General features: G+C 54.7%; 9 protein-coding genes. All 9 read left to right on the top strand.

Features of this window, described 5'->3' with window-relative positions:
* Positions 1-111 precede the first annotated feature (111 nt).
* The 9 genes from VGH19_08140 to VGH19_08100 all read left to right on the top strand — a co-directional run bounded on the left by VGH19_08140 (position 112) and on the right by VGH19_08100 (position 19,216).
* Complete coding sequence (locus tag VGH19_08140) at positions 112-2,115, top strand: non-ribosomal peptide synthetase (protein ID HEY1171320.1); 2,004 nt, start codon at positions 112-114, stop codon at positions 2,113-2,115.
* Positions 2,112-8,366, top strand: a complete 6,255-nt coding sequence (locus VGH19_08135) for an amino acid adenylation domain-containing protein (GenBank protein ID HEY1171319.1) — start codon at positions 2,112-2,114, stop codon at positions 8,364-8,366. The genes VGH19_08140 and VGH19_08135 overlap by 4 nt, the downstream gene beginning before the upstream one ends.
* Positions 8,363-12,505, top strand: coding sequence for an amino acid adenylation domain-containing protein (locus VGH19_08130; GenBank protein ID HEY1171318.1), 4,143 nt, complete (start codon positions 8,363-8,365; stop codon positions 12,503-12,505). The genes VGH19_08135 and VGH19_08130 overlap by 4 nt, the downstream gene beginning before the upstream one ends.
* A 16-nt stretch (positions 12,506-12,521) precedes the next feature.
* Positions 12,522-14,201, top strand: coding sequence for a cyclic peptide export ABC transporter (locus VGH19_08125; GenBank protein ID HEY1171317.1), 1,680 nt, complete (start codon positions 12,522-12,524; stop codon positions 14,199-14,201).
* Positions 14,128-14,949, top strand: a complete 822-nt coding sequence (locus tag VGH19_08120) for a 4'-phosphopantetheinyl transferase superfamily protein (GenBank protein HEY1171316.1) — start codon at positions 14,128-14,130, stop codon at positions 14,947-14,949. Before VGH19_08125 ends, VGH19_08120 begins: the two co-directional genes overlap by 74 nt.
* A 16-nt stretch (positions 14,950-14,965) precedes the next feature.
* A complete protein-coding gene (locus tag VGH19_08115) occupies positions 14,966-16,882 on the top strand; it encodes a PAS domain S-box protein (protein HEY1171315.1) in 1,917 nt (638 codons plus the stop codon).
* A gap of 3 nt (positions 16,883-16,885) precedes the next feature.
* Positions 16,886-17,329 carry a response regulator gene (locus VGH19_08110; GenBank protein HEY1171314.1) on the top strand — a complete coding sequence of 148 codons (444 nt, stop codon included), beginning with the start codon at positions 16,886-16,888 and terminating at the stop codon, positions 17,327-17,329.
* A 155-nt stretch (positions 17,330-17,484) separates the two neighbouring features.
* Positions 17,485-18,609 (top strand): response regulator, encoded by a 1,125-nt coding sequence (locus tag VGH19_08105; GenBank protein ID HEY1171313.1) that lies wholly within the window; start codon positions 17,485-17,487, stop codon positions 18,607-18,609.
* Complete coding sequence (locus tag VGH19_08100) at positions 18,587-19,216, top strand: response regulator transcription factor (GenBank protein HEY1171312.1); 630 nt, start codon at positions 18,587-18,589, stop codon at positions 19,214-19,216. The genes VGH19_08105 and VGH19_08100 overlap by 23 nt, the downstream gene beginning before the upstream one ends.
* The last annotated feature ends 100 nt before the right edge of the window (positions 19,217-19,316 follow it).

Raw genomic sequence — 19,316 nt, 5'->3', positions numbered from 1 at the left:
GTGCGATATGGTGGAGATACACCCCCAGAGTAAGGTCTACACCCACTGTGTCTTCGCCCGCAATTAGCTTACCACTTATGCAGTTTTGGTAGACCCACGAGATACAAGGTCATGAAGGATTCAGTGTTGCCAATGGCAGATGCGGGGACAGAGCAGGGGGCATGCCCGCTGCGGGATGGGATAGAAATCATCCAACCACAGCTTTCCGATGATGAGTGCCAAAAAGTGCTTTTTGATTGGAATGCCACGGAGATGCCTTTTCCTGCGGACAAGTGCGCGCATCAGCTCCTCGAAGAGCAATGCCGCAAAACTCCCGATGCCACGGCAGTCATCTACGGAGATAAAACTCTGACCTATATGGAACTGCACCAGCGCGCCAATGCGCTGGCCGTGAGGTTGCAAAACCTAGGCGCACGGCCGGATGATCGGATCGCAATCTTGGCGGAACGCTCTCTGGAGATGATGATCGGTCTGCTGGCCATCTGGAAAAGCGGCGCTGCTTACGTCCCCTTAGACCCCACATACCCGCAAGAACGCCTGACTTACATGCTGCAGGATTCCGGTGCCAAGGTTTTGCTGAAGTATGGCGCAGAGAATTTCGAGGCAAATCCCGCTGGTGTTCAAGTGATCCGTTTGGAGGAGGCAAATGAGTCTTTGGCGTATGCGCCGGTTACTTCCGTTTCATCCGGCAACCTCGCCTACGTGATCTACACCTCTGGCTCCACCGGTCAGCCGAAAGGCGTCATGCTGACGCATCGTAATGTCAGCAATTTCTTTGTGGCCATGGACCGCGAACTGGGCGCTGAACCCGGAACATGGTTGGCGGTGACGAGCATTTCGTTCGACATCTCAGTGCTGGAACTCTTCTGGACTCTGGCACGTGGGTTTAAGGTGGTGATCCAACCCGGTGGCACCAGCACACTGGCTGCAGCGAGTGGCATGACGGTGCCCGAACAGATCATCCGGCACGAAGTTACCCATTTTCAGTGCACCCCGTCTTTGTTGAAAGGATTGTTGGGTGACTCCAGTGCGGAAGCCGCGATCCGTCGTTTGAAACGACTTTTGCTGGGCGGAGAAGCATTGCCGGTTTCGTTGGTCGGGCAACTTTGCGAGACCAGCCCTAACGGTGTCTTTAACATGTATGGGCCCACAGAGACCACGGTCTGGTCTACGGTCCAGCATATCCAGCGCGGTGATACGCAGGTTTCCATCGGCCATCCCATTGCCAATACGGAGGTCTATGTACTGTCCGAAACGCTCCAACCGCTGCCCATCGGTGAAGTGGGCGAACTTTACATCGGCGGTGAAGGTGTGGCGCGTGGCTATCTGAACCGTGAAGCATTGACGGCCGAGAGATTTCTTCCGCACCCGTTTCTTGCGGGCGACAGCAGGCGTATCTATCGCACCGGTGATTTGGCCCGCTGGCTGGAGAACGGTACGTTGCAATGCCTCGGCCGCGTGGACAATCAAGTGAAGATCCGTGGGCAACGCATCGAGTTGGGCGAGATCGAGACTGTATTGCAACGCACTCAGGGCATTGCTGAAGCAGTGGTGATCGCCCGGGCTGATGATGGGAAGGAGCCGCAACTGGTGGCGTATCTGGTGAAGTCGATGGATGCAGCCCCTACGATCGTTGACCTGAAGCGCGCGCTGAAAGAGATTTTGAGCGAGGCGATGATTCCTTCGGTTTACTTGTTCTTGGATAAACTTCCGCTGACTCCCAATGGCAAGATCGACCGGAAGGCATTGCCCAAGCCGGAGAAAGCGACTGTGATTTCAAAGCCCGCTTCGCTTGCTTCCGGTTCAGCGATGGAGAATCGCATCATCACCATCTGGGCGGAGTTGCTGGGTGTAAGCGCATCAGAGATCGGTTTGCACGACAACTTCTTCGATCTGGGCGGTCATTCCCTGCTCGTGGTGCAGATGCAGGCAAAGTTGAAGGAGCAATTGGGCGCGGACATGCCTTTGGCGAAATTATTCCAATACACGACCCCATCTTCACTTGCAGCTCACCTAGGCGGCAGTAAGGGCCAAACCATGAATGCAGTGCTTCAACGAGGAAAAATGAAACAGAGAGGTCTTCAAGCCCGGCAACGGGATGAGGTGACTGTATGAGCACTGAGGAAAATACACACGGCATAGCGATCATCGGCATGGCGGGACGCTTTCCGGGGGCGCGCAATATCGATGAATTTTGGCGCAATCTCTGCGGGGGAGTAGAATCCATCGCTTTCTTCAACGGAATCGAAGAAGCATTCCAACAGCCGCAAGACGCGCCGAATTATGTGCGGGCACGCGGTATACTGGACGAGGCGGACCATTTCGATCCTGGTTTCTTCGGCATGACGCCGCAGGAAGCGACCATCACTGATCCCCAACAACGTCAGTTTCTAGAGTGCGCGTGGGAAGCATTGGAAAACGCTGGCTGCATTCCGGAAAAATTCAATGGCTCCATCGGCGTGTTCGCCGGTATGAGCATGAACACGTATCTGGCTTACAATCTGGCAACTTCTCCGGCATTGATGGCACAGGCGGGGAATTATCAACTGATCTTAGGCAATGATAAGGACTACCTGCCCACACGTGTCTCATACAAGTTGAACCTGAAAGGCCCGAGCATGACGGTGCAGACTGCTTGCTCCACATCGTTAAGCGCCGTCTGCGTGGCCTGTCAGAATTTGCTGAATTACGATTGTGATGTGGCCATTGCTGGCGCCGTATCCGTTTCATTTCCGCAACGTCAGGGTTATTTCCATCAGGCTGGTGGTGTCGCTTCTGCTGATGGACATTGCCGCGCTTTCGATGCTTCTGCGTCAGGCACAGTCCCGGGTGAAGGTGTGGGAATCGTGGTCTTGAAGCGCCTGGATGAAGCGTTGGCAGATGGTGACCGGATCTATGCAGTCATCAAAGGGTTTGCACTGAATAACGATGGCTCCTCCAAGATGGGTTTCACGGCTCCGAGCATAGATGGACAGGCGGAAGTGATCGCGACCGCCCTGGCGATGGCTGGATTTTCGGCGGATACCATCGGCTATGTCGAAGCACACGGCACTGGAACACCGGTAGGCGATCCCATTGAGATCGAAGGTCTGACCAAAGCCTTTCGCGCCACAACGGAGAAGACCGGATTCTGCGCGCTTGGCTCGGTGAAAACGAATATCGGTCACCTTGATACAGCGGCAGGCATGCCGGGACTGATCAAGGCGGCATTGTCACTCTATCATAAGCGCATCCCGCCCAGCCTGCATTTCGGCGAGCCGAATCCGAAGATCAATTTTGCCCATTCGCCATTTTACGTGAACAACACTTTGCGGGAATGGCCTGAAGGTGAATTTCCCCGGCGGGCAGGCATCAGCTCGTTCGGCATGGGAGGGACGAACACGCATCTAGTTTTGGAAGAGATAGCGCCAAAAATTCCGAACGTTCCAGTGCGTCCGGCTCAAGTGCTGACGATCTCGGCCAAGACACCGACAGCCCTCGATGTCGCTACTGCCAATCTGGTGAAGTATCTGAAGGAGCATAATGAGTGTGAGCTCGCTGATGTAGCCTATACGTTGCAAACGGGAAGACATGACTTTGCCTGCCGCCGTGTCTGTGTCAGCAGTGATCGCACCGCAGCCATCCAAGCACTGAGCGAGAATAAGAATGTCTTTAATCGTGCAGTGAAACGTGACAATCCGGCTGTCACGTTCATGTTCCCGGGGCAGGGCACTCAGCAAGTGAACATGACCAAGGGGCTTTATGATGGCGAGCCGGTGTTCCGCCAGGCAGTTGATACCTGCGCCAGTTTGTTGAAGCCCCATCTCGATTGTGATCTGCGCGATATCCTGTTTCCCAAAGGAACTGATATTGAAGCTGCGCAATTGAAACTTACACAGACCGAATTCGCACAACCGGCCCTGTTCACTGTGGAGTATGCCTTGGCGCAGTTGTGGATGAGTTGGGGCATCCGCCCAAGTGCATTTATCGGTCATAGCTTGGGAGAGTATGTGGCAGCCTGCTTGTCTGGTGTGTTCAGCCTGCCGGATGCATTGATGATCGTGGCAAAGAGGGGGCAGATGATGCAGTTGCTGGAGCCGGGCAAGATGCTGGCGGTGCGCAATTCAGCTTCGAGTGTCAGCTCATGCTTGAGCGAGGATGTCTGCTTGGCATCGGTCAATTCTCCCTCCCTCTGTGTGCTTTCCGGTCCATCAGCGCATATCGAAGAAGTGAAGAAGCGGTTGGAGGCGCAACAGATGGCTTGCACGTTATTGCAGGTTTCACATGCGTTCCATTCGGCGATGACGGAGCCGATGCTGGAATCATTGGTCAAAGTGATTTCCGGTGTCACCCGCAATGCTCCTGAGATTCCCTTTATCTCCAACGTCACGGGCGATTGGATCACGGCTGATGAGGCCGCTGATCCGCAGTATTGGGCCAAGCATACGCGGCAGACGGTTTTATTCGGCAAAGGCGTGCATGAGTTGATGCAGGTGCCGCATCAAGTTTTGCTGGAGACCGGTCCCGGAAAGGTGTTGGGCAATCTGGCCAAGATGCAGCCGGAGATTCACAATACGGTCACAATAATCAGCGGCCTGCCGCATGCGGTGGGAGAGGGCTCAGATATAGAAGCGGTGATGCGGACGGTAGGACAGCTTTGGCTTGCTGGCGTGGCGGTTGAATGGAAAGCATTGCACGGGAAAGGAAATGGCTCGTTGATCTCGCTGCCAACCTATCCTTTCGAACACAAACGCTATTGCGCAGAGCCATCTGCGAAAACACTGGAAACACGGGTGGCAGCGAAAACGGTGAATGAAGAGAGTACCGTTCCAGCAGAAAACACCGGATACCATGACCAGAAGCTGGTGGCTGATGAAGAGCCGATCACGGTGAAGTCGGCTGTGCGCAGCATTCTCTGCGAATTGTCAGGCTTTTCATCTGGAAATGTTGAAGATCATGCGACGTTCACCGAACTGGGATTGGATTCACTGTTCCTGACGCAATTCAGCCTGGCGATTGAGCGGCGTTTGGGAGTTCGTGTGGCTTTTGGTCAATTGCTAGATAAGTTTTCAACGATCGAAAAACTGGCCGCGCATGTTGAGTCGGAGCTGGAGTTACACCTGTCGGCAGAAGAGTGCGAGCCTGCTAATAGCAGTGTGGTTTCCTCCACAGTGAAGACGCCAGAGACGGTTCGGATACCTTTGACGGAGGCTCAACGCGAGATTTGGTTCGCATCACGGATCAGCCCGGTGGCTTCCTGCTCTTACAATGAAAGCTGCCTGCTGCATCTGCGTGGCACGCTGCAGACAGACCGCTTGCAACAGGCGTGGGAGAGGATGACGGAACGTCACGAAGCCCTGCGAGTCACGATCGAGCCCGAAGGTGAAGGCCAGGTCATTCATGCGGATGTGAACTCTTCTTTCGAGTTTCGCGATCTGATTGCGATGGCTGGTGATCGTCGCAAGGAAGAGCTTAATGCGTTTCTGGTGGCGGATGCTGGCAAACCTTTCGATCTGGTGGCGGGACCGCTGGTGCGTGCATCGTTGATACGGTTGGAGAAGGACTATCATGTCTTCGTTCTGACGCTTCATCACATCATCTGTGATGGACATTCATTCGGGCGGTTGCTGGGTGAATTGGGTGAGTTGTATTCGGCGGCAGTGATGGGGCGGGAGCCTGAACTGGATGAAGCCATGCAACTGAGCGAGTTTGTGCATTCGCAAACAGCCCGTACATCCACGGAGTCAGCCCAAACCAGTGAAGGCTACTGGGTGCAACAATTTGCTGACGGCCTGCCCGTGATGGAGTTGCCCGTGGATTATCCGCGCCCGAATGAGTGGACTTTTCAAGGTGCCCGTGAATTCCGTTCTTTGCCGGCATCTTTGACGCAGGAGTTGCGGAAACTCAGCGCCAAGAATGGCTGCACACTTTATCAAACCCTTCTTGCGGCATACGCCTGCCTGTTACAACGCCTGAGCAATCAGGAGGATATCGTGATCGGTGTGCCGGTGGCAGACCGGGGATTAGAACGTGGCGGTACAGTGGTGGGGCATTGCGTGAATTTCCTGCCATTGCGTATTCAGGCGAGTTTACGCCAAACGTTTCATAACTATCTGGCAGCGGTGCATCAGCTTTTCGTGACGGCTTATGAGCACCAGAATTGCACCTTCGGGACCTTGATCAAGAAACTGAATGTCGCCCGTGCTTTGGGGCGCATGCCGCTGACTTCAGTGACATTTAATGTGGAACACTGGGCGCAGGCACCTGCCTTCCGTGATCTGGAGATCGGGTTGGCGGCGAACCGTCACAGCTTCACGAACTTCGATCTGGGCTTCAACATCATCGAGGTCAACGGTGCATTGGAACTGGATTGCCGCTATAACACGGCGCTTTTTTCCGGTGCCACCATTCAACGCTGGCTGGAACATTTCCAGACACTACTGGAAGGCATCGCTTCCAATCCGTATCAACTCGCGTGTGAACTGGAGATTCTCGCCGCTGAGGAGAGAGAGAAAGTTCTCGTGCAATGGAATCATCCGGCGATTCCTCCTTTGAGTGTGCCGACGGTGCATGAGCTTTTTGGACAGCAGGTGGTGGCGACTCCTGAAGCCATCGCTGTGGTGCAGGGAGATTGTTTCCTTACTTATCATGAGTTGAACGAGCGGGGTGGTCGGCTGGCGACTGCGTTGAATGGTTTAGGTGTAGGCCCCGATGTGCCGGTGGGGATATTTGCCAAGCGTTCTTTGGAGATGGTGATAGCGGTGCTCGCTGTGCTGAAGGCCGGTGGAGCTTATGTGCCGTTGGATCCCACTTATCCACGTGAGCGCATCGCAGCGATGCTGGGCAATGCTAAGGTGAAGGTTTTGCTTGCACAGAGTTCACTGGTGAGTTTGTTGCCTGCTCATGGTGCTGAGGTCGTTGAACTTGACCGGTTCACGGCGGAAGAATCGCTTGAAGCGGTCATCCGTCCTGTCGCTGGTCCTGAGAATCTGGCATACGTCATTTACACATCGGGTTCTACCGGAACGCCAAAAGGTGTGGCGATGCCACACCAGGCTTTGGTCAATCTGATCGACTGGCAACGGCGCAATTCCAAGATGGGACGGGGGGATTCGACCCTGCAGTATTCCTCGCTCAGTTTTGATGTCTCGTTCCAGGAGATATTCTGCACATGGTGCTCGGGAGGGACGCTGGTGTTGATCGAGAATGAAGTGCGGCGTGATCCCGTGGCGCTTTCACGGTTTCTGGCGAAGCATCAGATTCACCGTCTCTTCCTCCCGTTCGTGGCTTTGCAACAACTCGCAGAGGCAGCTTTGGAACACGAGATCAATCTGCCGTGTCTCAAAGAGATCAATACGGCGGGTGAGCAACTGCAAGTGACGCCGCAGATACGCGACTTCTTCTCGCGGTCTACACACGCGACACTGTGCAACCAATATGGACCGAGTGAAAGTCATGTGGTCACGGCTTACACATTGCATGGACGTCCGGAGGAATGGCCGGCGCTGCCGCCGATCGGCAAGCCGGTGGCAAATGCGTGCCTCTATGTGCTGGATGCATGCCGCCAGCCAGTGCCGGTAAATGTGGTGGGCGAGCTGTACATTGGTGGCCAATGTCTCGCGAAGGGATACTTGAACAATCCCGCGCAGACGGAACAGAAGTTTGTGCCGGATATCTTTGCTCCCGGAACTGAGAACCGCCTTTACAAGACAGGCGATCTGGCGCGCTGGAAGGCAGATGGGAACGTTGAGTTTCTGGGAAGGGCGGACAACCAGATCAAAATCCGGGGGTATCGGGTGGAGTTGGGTGAGATCGAGGCAGTATTGGCAACACATCCGGGAGTCTCGGAATCGGCGGTGACGGTGTATCAAGGTGAAACGGGGGACAAGCGCCTGGCCGGGTATGTGGTCCGCAACAATCCCGATGTCACATGGCCTGAGCTCAAGAAGTTTCTGGATGCAAAACTGCCGGAGTTCATGGTGCCCAGCGCGTTCGTCTTCCTAGAGAAACTGCCGCTGACACCGAGTGGCAAGATCGACCGCAAATCATTGCCTGCACCTGATGTCACTGCTGCTCCGAGCGAGCAGGCGTATGTGGCGCCGAGGAATGAGACCGAAGAATCCCTCGTTCAGATATGGTCGGAGGTGTTGGGGCGGTCGAAGATCGGTGTACATGATGATTTTTTCGAGTTGGGTGGTCACTCCCTGCTGGTCACTCAGGTGATCTCGCGGGTGCGCAGTGCCTTTGAAGTAGAACTTCCTATGCAAATCTTTTTTGAAAGGCCGACGGTTGAAGCCATGGCGGCGGAGATCGAGCGGATCGTGATCGAGGAAATCAGTGCTCTCAGTGATGAGGAAGCGGCGGTTAACGCGAGGAGCGCCACATGATCGTGGAGAATGACACGGTAACGGGAAAGCCGCAGTTGAGCGCTGAGAAAAGGGCGTTGCTGGAAAAACGCCTCAAGGGGGCAGTCAAGCCGGCGACAGCAACTCCCCGCATCCCGCGAGCAGCCAAGCATGGCAAGGCGCCGCTTTCTTTTGCGCAACAACGGCTCTGGTTCTTCGACAATCTGGAGCCGGGAAGTCCGCTCTACAATCTGCCTTCGGCGATCCGGTTGCAGGGAGAGCTGGATGTGGTGGCGGTGCAGAAGACTCTCGATTGGATGGTGCAACGGCACGAATCGTTGCGGACGCGTTTCGTGAGCGAGGACGGAACACCAGTGCAAATCGTACAAGAGCCAGCCAAGGCTGATCTCAAGAGCATCGATATCACGAAGCCGTTTGAATCATTAGGCGAATCGGCTCTGCAACAGGCATTGCTGACGGAGGCAGCCAAACCGTTTGATCTGACGGTGGGGTATTTGATGAGAACGGTGCTGTTCCAGTTGGGAGAGCGCGATCATGTGATGCTGGTGACGATGCATCATATCATCTCGGACTCATGGTCGTTGACGGTTTTCTTCAAGGAATTCGCGACAGTTTATGAAACGGTCAAAGCCCTTCGTGAGCCGACTGTGCCTGAATTGCCATTGCAGTATGTGGACTATGCGTTGTGGCAGTTGCAGGGGATGAGTGGTGAGGTGATGGAGCGGCACTGGAAGTATTGGGAGAAGCAGTTGAAGGCTGCACCGCCTTTATTGGAATTGCCGACCGAGAAAGTCCGTCCGGCTCAGCAGACGTTCAAAGGTTCCTGGGTTACGAGGAAGCTGCCGATGAACTTGGCGGCGGAAGCGCGTGTTTTGGGCAAGCAGAACAATGTCACGCAGTTCATGCTGTTTCTCACAGCGTTCAATGTGCTGGTTAGCCGCATCACGCAGCAGACGGATGTGGTGGTGGGGTCGCCGATCGCAGGGCGTACGCAATTTGAGACGGAAGGGATCATCGGCTTCTTCGTCAATACACTGGTGTTACGGACGGAGCTGACGGGAAATCCTTCGTTCACGGAAGCGTTGACGCGCGTGCGTAATGTCACGCTGGAGGGATTTGCGCATCAGGATTACCCGTTCGATAAGTTGGTGGAGGAACTGCAGCCGGAACGCAGCCCCAGCTACTCGCCGTTGGTGCAGGTGTTGTTCGCCTTGAACAGTGAAGAGACGCAAAATTTGAAGCTGGAAGGGCTTTCTGTCTCAGCGCTACCGATGGATACGGGGACGGCGAAGTTCGATCTTATCTTCACGGTGCAGGAGAATGCGGGACAGATCACGCTGCATGCTGAGTATAACGTGGATATCTTCACGGAGACGGCGATCGCACGTTTGCTCGGAAATTATGAAACATTGCTGGCTTCAGCGGTGGCACGCCCAGAGACTAAGTTGAGCGATCTGGAGATCATTTCGGAGAATGAACGCAACCGGTTGTTAAATGAGTGGGCGGGGCAGAGGACGGATTATCCGGCGGATAAATCAATCAAGAGTCTGTTTGAGGAAGTGGTGGAGCGGTATGGTGAGAAACGGGCGCTCAGCTTTGAGAAAGAGCAACTGACTTATCGGGAATTGAATCGGCGTGCGAATGTCGTGGCTGATCGGTTGCTGAAATGTGGCGTGAAGACGGGCGACTTGGTGGTGGTCTCGTGCGAACGGTCTTTGGCGATGGTGGTGGCGGTGTTGGGAATCATCAAGGTAGGCGCGGGGTATGTGTCGCTGGACGCCACGATGCCGGAGCCGCGTCTCAAGGCGATGATGAAGGATGTGCATCCGCGGGTGATCTTGACGGAGGAAAAGTCTTCAAGCGTGCTAGAGCAGGTGGTGGCGGCTGTGGCTTCTGAGAATGGCGGGAACTTTTGCCAGACGCTGATTTTGCAGAAGGTGTTGGAGAATTCGGCGGATGTTGCAAATCCGAATGTGGCCATTGATGCCGAGAACATCGCGTATGTGAGTTTTACTTCGGGGTCTACGGGGACGCCAAAAGGTGTGCGCGTGCCGCATCGGGGCGTGGTGCGATTGGTTAAGAATACGAACTATGCGCCGTTTGGTGAGGATGAGGTTTTCCTGCAGTTCGCGCCGCTGGCGTTTGACGCATCCACTTTGGAGATATGGGGACCGCTGTTGAATGGTGGCGAGTTGGTAGTGTTTCCTCCGCATCTGCCGACGATGCATGAGATGGCGGAGTTCATCCGTGAGAACAAGATCACGACATTGTGGCTCACGGCGGGATTGTTTCATCAAATGGTGGAACATGATCCGAAGGCATTCCAAGGTTTGCGTCGCGTGCTGGCGGGTGGAGACGTGCTATCACCTGCGCATGTGGCAAAGGCGATGGAATGCTGCGAGGTGATCAACGGGTATGGCCCTACTGAGAATACGACGTTTACTTGCTGTCATAAAGTGACGGCGAATTTTTCACGAAGCCAGACGATTCCGATCGGAAAACCGATCGCTAACACAGATGTGTATGTGCTGGATGAGAACCAGAAACTGGTGCCAATCGGTGTCACGGGCGAGCTGTATACCGGGGGTGATGGACTGGCCTTGGATTATCTGAATGCACCGGAATTGACAGCGGAGAAGTTCGTTCAGCTTGCCGTCGGTGGTGGGCCGGTGAAGCGGCTTTATCGCACGGGGGACAAGGTGCGGTGGTTGGAAAGCGGAGTGATTGAATTCCAAGGGCGTTCTGATTCTCAGACGAAGATACGCGGGTTCCGGGTGGAGTTGGGCGAGATCGAGAATGCGCTGAAGAAGCATTCGCAAATAGCGAACAGCGTGGTGGTGACCCTACCCAATGCACGAGGGGATAAGGATGTGGGCGCATATTACACGACGGGTGATGGAAAGGATGTGACTGCTGAAGAGCTGCGAGTGTTCCTGCGGCGGACATTGCCCGAATACATGATCCCGGCGTTCTTTATGCGGGTGGAAGCGTTTCCGCTGAATGCTAATGGCAAAGTGGACAAGAAACGGTTGCCAGCATTCAAGCCAATAGAAGACGGCAATGCGTCGAAAGAATTGCTGGAGCCACGTGATCAACTGGAGCGGAAGATGGTAAAGGTGTGGGAAGACGTGCTGGGAGTGCATCCGGTGGGCGTGCAAGACAACTTCTTCGAGATGGGTGGGCATTCGCTGCTGGCGGTGAAATTGGTATCACAAGTGGAGAAGACATTTGGGAATCGCGTGCCGGTGGCGGAGGTCTTTTTACGTCCGACGGTGGAGCAGTTGACGGATCATCTGCGGAGTTTGCAACCGCGTGACCGTGTTCAGCATATCGCGGAGATCCAGGGCAAAGGCTCCAAGCCGCCGCTGTTTCTCGTGCATGGAGCGGGCGGCGGAATGTTCTGGGGGTATACGAATATTTCGCACTCGTTGGGGAAAGATCAACCGATCATCGCGTTCAGTTCGCAAGGAATGATCGGACAGGAAGAGTTTAAGACGATTGAGGAGATGGCCGCATGTTACGTGGCGGAGTTACGCGCTTATCAGCCGCAGGGGCCATACTATTTGGGTGGATACTGCTTCGGCGGGAATGTGGCGTATGAGATGGCACGGATGCTGGAAGAGCAGGGAGAGAAGGTGGCATTGCTGGCGTTGATCAACTGTGTGCCTCCGAATTCATCTTATGACAAGGTGAAGATCAATCTGCGCACAGGTGGCAAGTTTCTGCTGAACTTGGGGTACTGGGCGGGTTACTTCCTGCAACTCGATGGCCGGGATCAGCGCAATATCATGCTGTGGAAGGCCAAGGGTGTGGTGAAACGCATCAAGCGGCTGGGAAAATATTTTGGTCAGAAACCGAAGATCGATGTGGAGGAGTTTGTGGACCTTTCCACCCAACCGGCTGAACGGCGTGAACTGTGGAAGACTCATATCAATGCGCTGATGAGTCACCATCCACGCCCGATAAACGGGCATGTCACCCTATTTCGAACGCGCGGACATTCGCTATGGTGTTCCTTTGATGAGAGTTACGGATGGAACGATCTGGCGGCGGGTGGAACAACGATCCGGTATGTGGCCGGGGCGCATGAAAGCATTTTAGCGGAGCCGTTCGTGAAGGCGACGGCCAATGAGATCAGAATTTGCCTCCAGAAGGCGTAACCAAAAAGACACGAAGATGAACATGATGCGATATCTGCTGGGTTCGGGGCGAAAACTGCTGTTTTGGACATTCATGGCAGCGGTGATCGGTGGCGTGTGCAATGCAGCATTGATTGCCCTCATCAACCATGTGCTCGCCCGCGAGGGTGGAATCACCGATGTGCTGATGTATGGCTTCATCGCGCTGGCGCTGGGCAAACTGGGGTCAACTTTTGCCGCACAAGTTTCACTCGTGCGCTTCTCGCAAGACACGATCGCCAATTTGCGGCGCAATCTGGTGAAGAAGATTCTCGCCGTGCCATTGCGGAAGCTGGAGGAGATCGGTGCGGCTCGCGTGATGGTCACCTTGAGCGAGGACATCTCACAAGTGACCCAGGCTTTGCTTATCATTCCAACTTTCGCGGTGAATGTGGCGATCCTGATCGGTGGTGCGATCTATCTGAGCTGGCTTTCGTGGAAGGTGGCTTTGTGCATGTCCATCGTGATCTTGCTCGGTGTTGTCGCTTATCGGTTGTTGATCGTGAGCGGATTCAGCCATCTGGCCCAGGCACGTGAGGGCGAGGATAGCTTGTTCGGTTGCTTCCGTGGTCTGACGGAGGGTGTGAAGGAATTGAAGCTGCATCGTGAGCGGAGAGGGGATTTTCTCGATCAGATCCAAGACATCACCGAGAGGTTTTCCCGAAACAATGTCTCGGCAGAGATACGGTTCATCATCGCGCATACATGGACACAGGTGCTTTTCTTCATCCTTGTAGGTGTCATTCTCTTTGGCCTGCCCAAGATGCAGACTATCACGCCAGCGGTGCTGACAGGCTACGTGGTGACGGCACTATACTTGATGGGACCGCTGGCGGGTGTGCTGGGCAGTCTTTCGGCCTTCAGCCGTGGCAATATCTCGTTCAAGAAGATCGAAGCCATGGGCGCATCGCTCTTGGACAATGGTGATATGACAGCATTGCCAGCAGCGCAGGAGAAGGTAATCAACTTCGACAGTCTGGAACTGGTGGACGTCACGCATTCCTATCATCGCGAGAAAGAAGACGAGAAATTCACTCTCGGTCCGATCAACCTCAAGTTTCACCCGGGTGAGATCGTTTATCTCGTAGGCGGTAATGGCAGCGGCAAATCATCTCTGGCGAAGCTGGTTACGGGGCTTTATCCGCCAGAAGGTGGGCATGTCCTGTTGAATGGCAAACGGGTGACGGATCAGAATCGCGACGATTACCGGCAGATTTTCTCAGCGGTGTTCTCGGACTTTTACGTTTTTGAGAATCTTCTCGGACTTGAGGGCACGGATCTGGATGCGCAGGCGAAGCAGTATCTGGATCATCTGCATCTTTCCCATAAGGTGAAGGTGAAGAATGGTGTGCTTTCGACGGTCGCGCTGTCACAGGGACAACGCAAACGCCTCGCTTTGATGACGGCTTATCTGGAAGACCGGCCGTTCTATCTCTTTGACGAATGGGCATCCGATCAGGACCCGCTCTTCAAACAGGTCTTCTACGAGCAACTGCTGCCGGAGTTGAAGAACCGGGGCAAGACGGTGCTCGTGATCACGCATGACGACAAATATTTCCATCTGGCCGACCGGTTGTTGAAACTGGATTACGGCAAACTTGTATATGAACCCCAGTTTGATCAGCCGGTTCTGGAGTGTGCGGAGCCCTTGGCAGGCAGGAGTTTCGCCCGAGTCTGAACCTATCGAAACGCAAACGAGCGCGCCGAGTCTGCGGCAATTCGCGGACCATGGCTGGCAAGTCCAGCCGGGCGAAGTGCAGGTATGGTGCTTGAATCTGGATGCTGTCCGGGTCGATGAGATCGGCGGCTTGTCCGATGAAGAGAAGGCACGGGCGAACCGTTTTCGGCATCGTCTCGATCGTCAACGATTTCTGGCGTGCCGCGGAATACTGAGAGAGATGCTGGGGCGTTATCTTTCGAGAGAACCCGGCGAGCTCGTTTTCCATTACGGAGCCAATGGGAAACCGGAATTGGCAGGTTTGCCGCAAGAGCAGGCGTTGCAATTTAACGTGAGTCACTCGGGGGAGCTGGCGCTCTATGGATTCAGCACGGATGCGGAGATCGGTGTAGATATAGAGCGAGTGCGGACGATGGGAGACATGGAAGAGATGGCGTGCATGATTTTTTCCCACGCGGAGTGGCGGTTCTGGATGACTTTGCCGGTGAGTGAAAGACCCGCAGCATTCTTTGATTGCTGGACGAAGAAGGAAGCCATTCTCAAAGCGAATGGCACAGGACTGGCTTGTGGCATGAAGAGTCTCACGGTGTTGACTGGGGCGGATAACGGAATTGATACAAGCAGTGTGGATCTGCTGACCAGTTTTTGGGCACAAGACGGATGGCGGGCGGCGCTGGCGGCGAAACGATTGAAGCGCGGTGCGAGGGATGAGGGAAGAAGAGGGACGATCGAACTGCGCATCACTTAAACGAAAGCCGAATGTCGTGAACAAAGAACTCTTCATTCTGGTGCTGGAAGATTCGGCCTACGATGCGGCTCTGATCGATCTGGAGCTGGAGAAGAGCGGCTTTAAGTTCAAGTCCCAACGGGTGGAGACAAAGGATGAGTTCGTCAGCGGCCTGAACCAGCATCCGGACATCATTTTATCGGATCATGGGCTGCCTTTATTCGACAGCTTCATGGCACTCAAGCTCGCGAAGGAGCAGGCCCCGGATGTGCCTTTCATCTTTGTTACGGGCAACTTGGGGGAGGAAGTCGCGATCAAGACGTTCAAGTGCGGCGCAACGGACTATGTGCTCAAGAGCAAGCTGAGTTCCAATCTGGCACTGGCGGTAAGACGGGCAGTGAGAGAAGCGGAAGAGAGGAAGCTGCGGAAGGAAGTGGAGGATGCGCTCCGGGAAAGTGAAGCGCGTTTCCGCATGCTGATGGAAGGGGTGAAAGATTATGCCTTGTGCCTGCTGGACCCGGAGGGGAAAGTGGTGAGCTGGAATAGCGGTTCCACGAGTCTCAAGGGATATGGGAATGAAGATATCTTGGGGCAGAATTTTTCGCGGTTTTACATTGAATCAGACCGTCAGAAGAAATTGCCGGAACATGCGTTAAGGCAGGCGGCGACGGATAGCCGTTTCGAAGAGGAAGGATGGAGAGTAAGAAAGGATGGTTCCACGTTCTGGGCGAATACGGTTATCACGGCGTTGGAAGATCCGGAGGGGAATCTGCAGGGGTTCGCACTGGTCACGCGGGATGTGACGGAGCGGAGAAGAGTTTTTGAGGCGTTGCATGCGAGTGAGGCGCGGAAGAAGGCGATTCTGGATACGGCGCTGGATGCGATCATATCCATCGATTCCGAGGGGCTGATCCGGGAATGGAATCCGGCGGCGGAGAGAATGTTCGGTCATACACATAATGAAATCATCGGGCGGAGCATGGAGGAGATCGTCATCGCGCCAGCACTGCGGAAGCTGTATCAGGACGGGCTGACGAATTATCTGATCCATGGCGTGGGAAGTTTGATCGGGCATCGGATGGAACTCACGGCACAGCGTGCAGATGGATCGGAGTTTCCGGTGGAGATGGCTATCACACGAGTCGTGGACGGGCAGCTTATGCTTACGTGTTTCGTGCGAGATATCGCCAAGCGCAAGGAAGCGGAAATGGAGATCTGGCGGCTCAATTCCATCCTGGAAGACCGGGTGATGCAGCGCACGGCGGAACTGGAGGCGGCCAATAAGGAGCTGGAGGCGTTCAGCTACTCGGTTTCGCATGATTTGCGCGCACCTTTGCGGCACATCAACGGATTTGTCGAGATGTTGCAGCAGAGACTTGGTGGGCGTCTGGATGAGGAAGATGCACAGCTTTTCAAGACGATTGCGGCGGCGGCTTCACGCATGGGCAAGCTGATCGATGACTTGCTGGCGTTCTCGCAGATGAACCGGACAGAATTGCGAAAGGTGCCAGTCGGCTTGGAGAAGCTGGTGAATGAAGTTCGCGAAACGGTGAGCCACGACCTTAACGGACGAAAGGTGGCATGGGAGATCGGGCCTTTGCCTGAAGTGCTAGGAGATATGTCACTGCTGCGGCAGGCATTGATCAATCTGATGTCAAATGCGTTGAAGTATACACGGCAACGGGAGGAGGCGCATATAAAGGTGGGGTCAATGCAGGCAAAACAGGAGCATGTCATCTACGTGCAGGACAATGGCGTGGGCTTCGACATGAAATATTCGGACAAATTGTTCGGCGTGTTCCAGCGTTTGCATAGGGCGGCGGATTTTGAAGGAACTGGCATCGGGCTGGCTAATGTAAGGCGGATCATCAACCGGCATGGAGGAAGAACCTGGGCCAAGGGAAAGTTGGGCAAGGGAGCAACGTTTTATTTTTCATTGCCGAAAAGCATCTGACATATGTCCAAGTATATCCTGGTGGCGGATGACAATGAGAACGATCTGCAACTGGCGCAGATCGCCCTTCAGCGCGGGCCGACAGGTGCGAAGCTGGCCGTGGTGCATGGTGGCGAGGAGGTTTTGGATTATCTGTATTGTCGTGGATGTTTTGAGGGGCGGACTGATCCGGACCCGGACGTGATCCTGTTGGACATCAAGATGCCGGGGGTGGACGGACTGGATGTGTTGCGCCAAATCAAGGAGGACGACCGGTTGCGTATCATCCCGGTGGTCATGCTGACTTCTTCGCGTGAAGAAAGCGACATCGCCGCTTGCTATCGTCTGGGGGCCAATGCTTATGTGGTAAAGCCGGTCGATTTCACAGAATTTGTCGAAGCCATCCGGGTGACTGTGACATTCTGGACAGGGAGGAACGAATTGCCGCACCGTTGCGCCGAGAGGTGAAGACATCATGTGCTGGAAAATGGCAGTGAAAACTTGGGCCGGTCAGAGCAGTCAATTGGACTGGAATATTCTAACAGGTTGCTACGGAGAATCTTTGCCCGGATTAAGGTTGTCACCCTACTGTCGAACATTGCGGTCTGCATTAGTTTTGTTGCGTGAAGAATGAGATTCGTGTGCTGATCGTGGAAGACGATGCCGCGGACGCTGAGCTGGCCCGGTATGCCTTGCGTGAAAGCGGCTTGGGAAGTTTTTCTTGGCATCAGGTGGATACGAAGGAGGAATATCTCCGGGAACTTGATGGGTTTCCGCCAGATTTGATTCTTTCTGATTATGCGTTGCCAGCATTCAACGGGTTGCTGGCGCTGGAGTTGGCCAGGAAACGATGTCCTAATGCGCCATTCATCTTTGTGACCGGGACGATGGGTGAGGAGGTGGCGATCGAATCTTTGAAGAAGGGGGCGACGGATTATGTGCTCAAGACGCGTTTGACACGGCTGGCACCGGCGGTCAGGCGCGCGATGGAAGAGGCGCATGAACGCAAGGAGCGCAAACAGGCTGAAGACCGGTTGAGGGAGTCACACGAGCAGTTGCGGGCGCTGTCGGTATATCTGCAGTTCGTGCGGGAAGAGGAGCGGACACGCATCGCACGCGAAGTCCACGATGAATTGGGGCAGGCGATGACGAGTTTGAAGATGGATGTGCGCTGGCTGGATACGCGGTTGCCGAAAGGAGCGGCTGAGCTGCATGAGAAGATGCGGAAGATGTCCGCGCATATCGATACGACCATCCATACGATACGGAGGATCGCGACGGAATTACGGCCGGGAGTGCTGGATGACTTGGGACTCGTGGCTGCGCTGGAATGGCAGGCGAATGAATTTCGCGAGCGAACGGGGGTCGAGTGTGTGGTATCTTCCACGGCCGCATCGGAAACATTTGACCAGGATGTGAACACGACGTTCTTCCGTATTTTTCAGGAGATTTTGACGAATGTGACCCGTCATGCAGGAGCCACGTATGTGGATGCCTTGCTGTCGGAGGGGGGCGATAATCTGACGCTGACTGTTAAAGACAATGGACGGGGAATTTTGGCGAAAGAGATCAATAACACGAAATCCATCGGACTGGTGGGCATGCGCGAAAGGGCCGCGCTGTTGGGCGGGGAGATCACTTTTCAGGGATCGCCGGGGAGGGGAACAACGGTGACTGTGCGCATCCCCTTGACGCACGTGCAGTCAGCCATGAAGCACCGCAGTTATGCGATTTCTCATAGTGGATGATCACGCAGTGGTCCGTCAGGGGCTGAAGCAGATACTGAACGATTCGTTCAGGACGGCGACTTTTGGTGAGGCGGGGAATGCCCAGGCGGCACTGGACAAGGTGTGGAAAGAGGACTGGGACGTGGTGATGCTGGACATCAGCATGCCGGGACGCAGCGGCCTGGAGGTGTTGAAAGACATCAAGAAGGCGAAGCCGAAATTGCCGGTACTGGTATTGAGCATGCATCCGGAAGATCAGTTCGCAGTGCGTGTGGTGCGATCGGGTGCGGCGGGTTACATGACGAAGGAGAGTGCGCCGGATGAACTCGTGGGGGCGATCAAGAAGGTTTTGAGCGGTGGACGTTACATCAGTGGAGCGTTGGCTGAAAAGATGGTGATGTATCTGGATGTGGATGCGCAGAAGCTGCCGCATGAACATCTTTCCGACCGGGAATTCCAAGTTTTCAAAATGATCGGAGCGGGGAAGACGGTGCGGGATATCGCGGAGGAGCTTTCATTGAGCGCCAAGACGGTGAGCACGTATCGCACGCGCATCTTGGAGAAGATGTCCATGAAGACGAATTCGGAACTGATCCATTACGCGGCGCATAACAGCTTGGATAAGTGAGCCGGTTGCACCGGCGGGCCTATTAAGTGAGGGAAAGAAGTTGTTTTCAGTACAAGCAGAGGAAGTATGTCTGATTTCTGGCTTAGGATGTTGCAATTGG

The organism is Verrucomicrobiia bacterium (assembly GCA_036405135.1).
GTDB lineage: Bacteria > Verrucomicrobiota > Verrucomicrobiia > Limisphaerales > JAEYXS01 > JAEYXS01.
This window is presented reverse-complemented; position numbering and strand designations above follow the sequence as displayed.

Coding starts and splice junctions, on each gene's coding strand:
- VGH19_08140 (HEY1171320.1), top strand. CDS start 112: ATGAAGGATTCAGTGTTGCCAATGGCAGATGCGGGGACAGAGCAGGGG.
- VGH19_08135 (HEY1171319.1), top strand. CDS start 2,112: ATGAGCACTGAGGAAAATACACACGGCATAGCGATCATCGGCATGGCG.
- VGH19_08130 (HEY1171318.1), top strand. CDS start 8,363: ATGATCGTGGAGAATGACACGGTAACGGGAAAGCCGCAGTTGAGCGCT.
- VGH19_08125 (HEY1171317.1), top strand. CDS start 12,522: ATGAACATGATGCGATATCTGCTGGGTTCGGGGCGAAAACTGCTGTTT.
- VGH19_08120 (HEY1171316.1), top strand. CDS start 14,128: ATGAACCCCAGTTTGATCAGCCGGTTCTGGAGTGTGCGGAGCCCTTGG.
- VGH19_08110 (HEY1171314.1), top strand. CDS start 16,886: ATGTCCAAGTATATCCTGGTGGCGGATGACAATGAGAACGATCTGCAA.
- VGH19_08100 (HEY1171312.1), top strand. CDS start 18,587: ATGCGATTTCTCATAGTGGATGATCACGCAGTGGTCCGTCAGGGGCTG.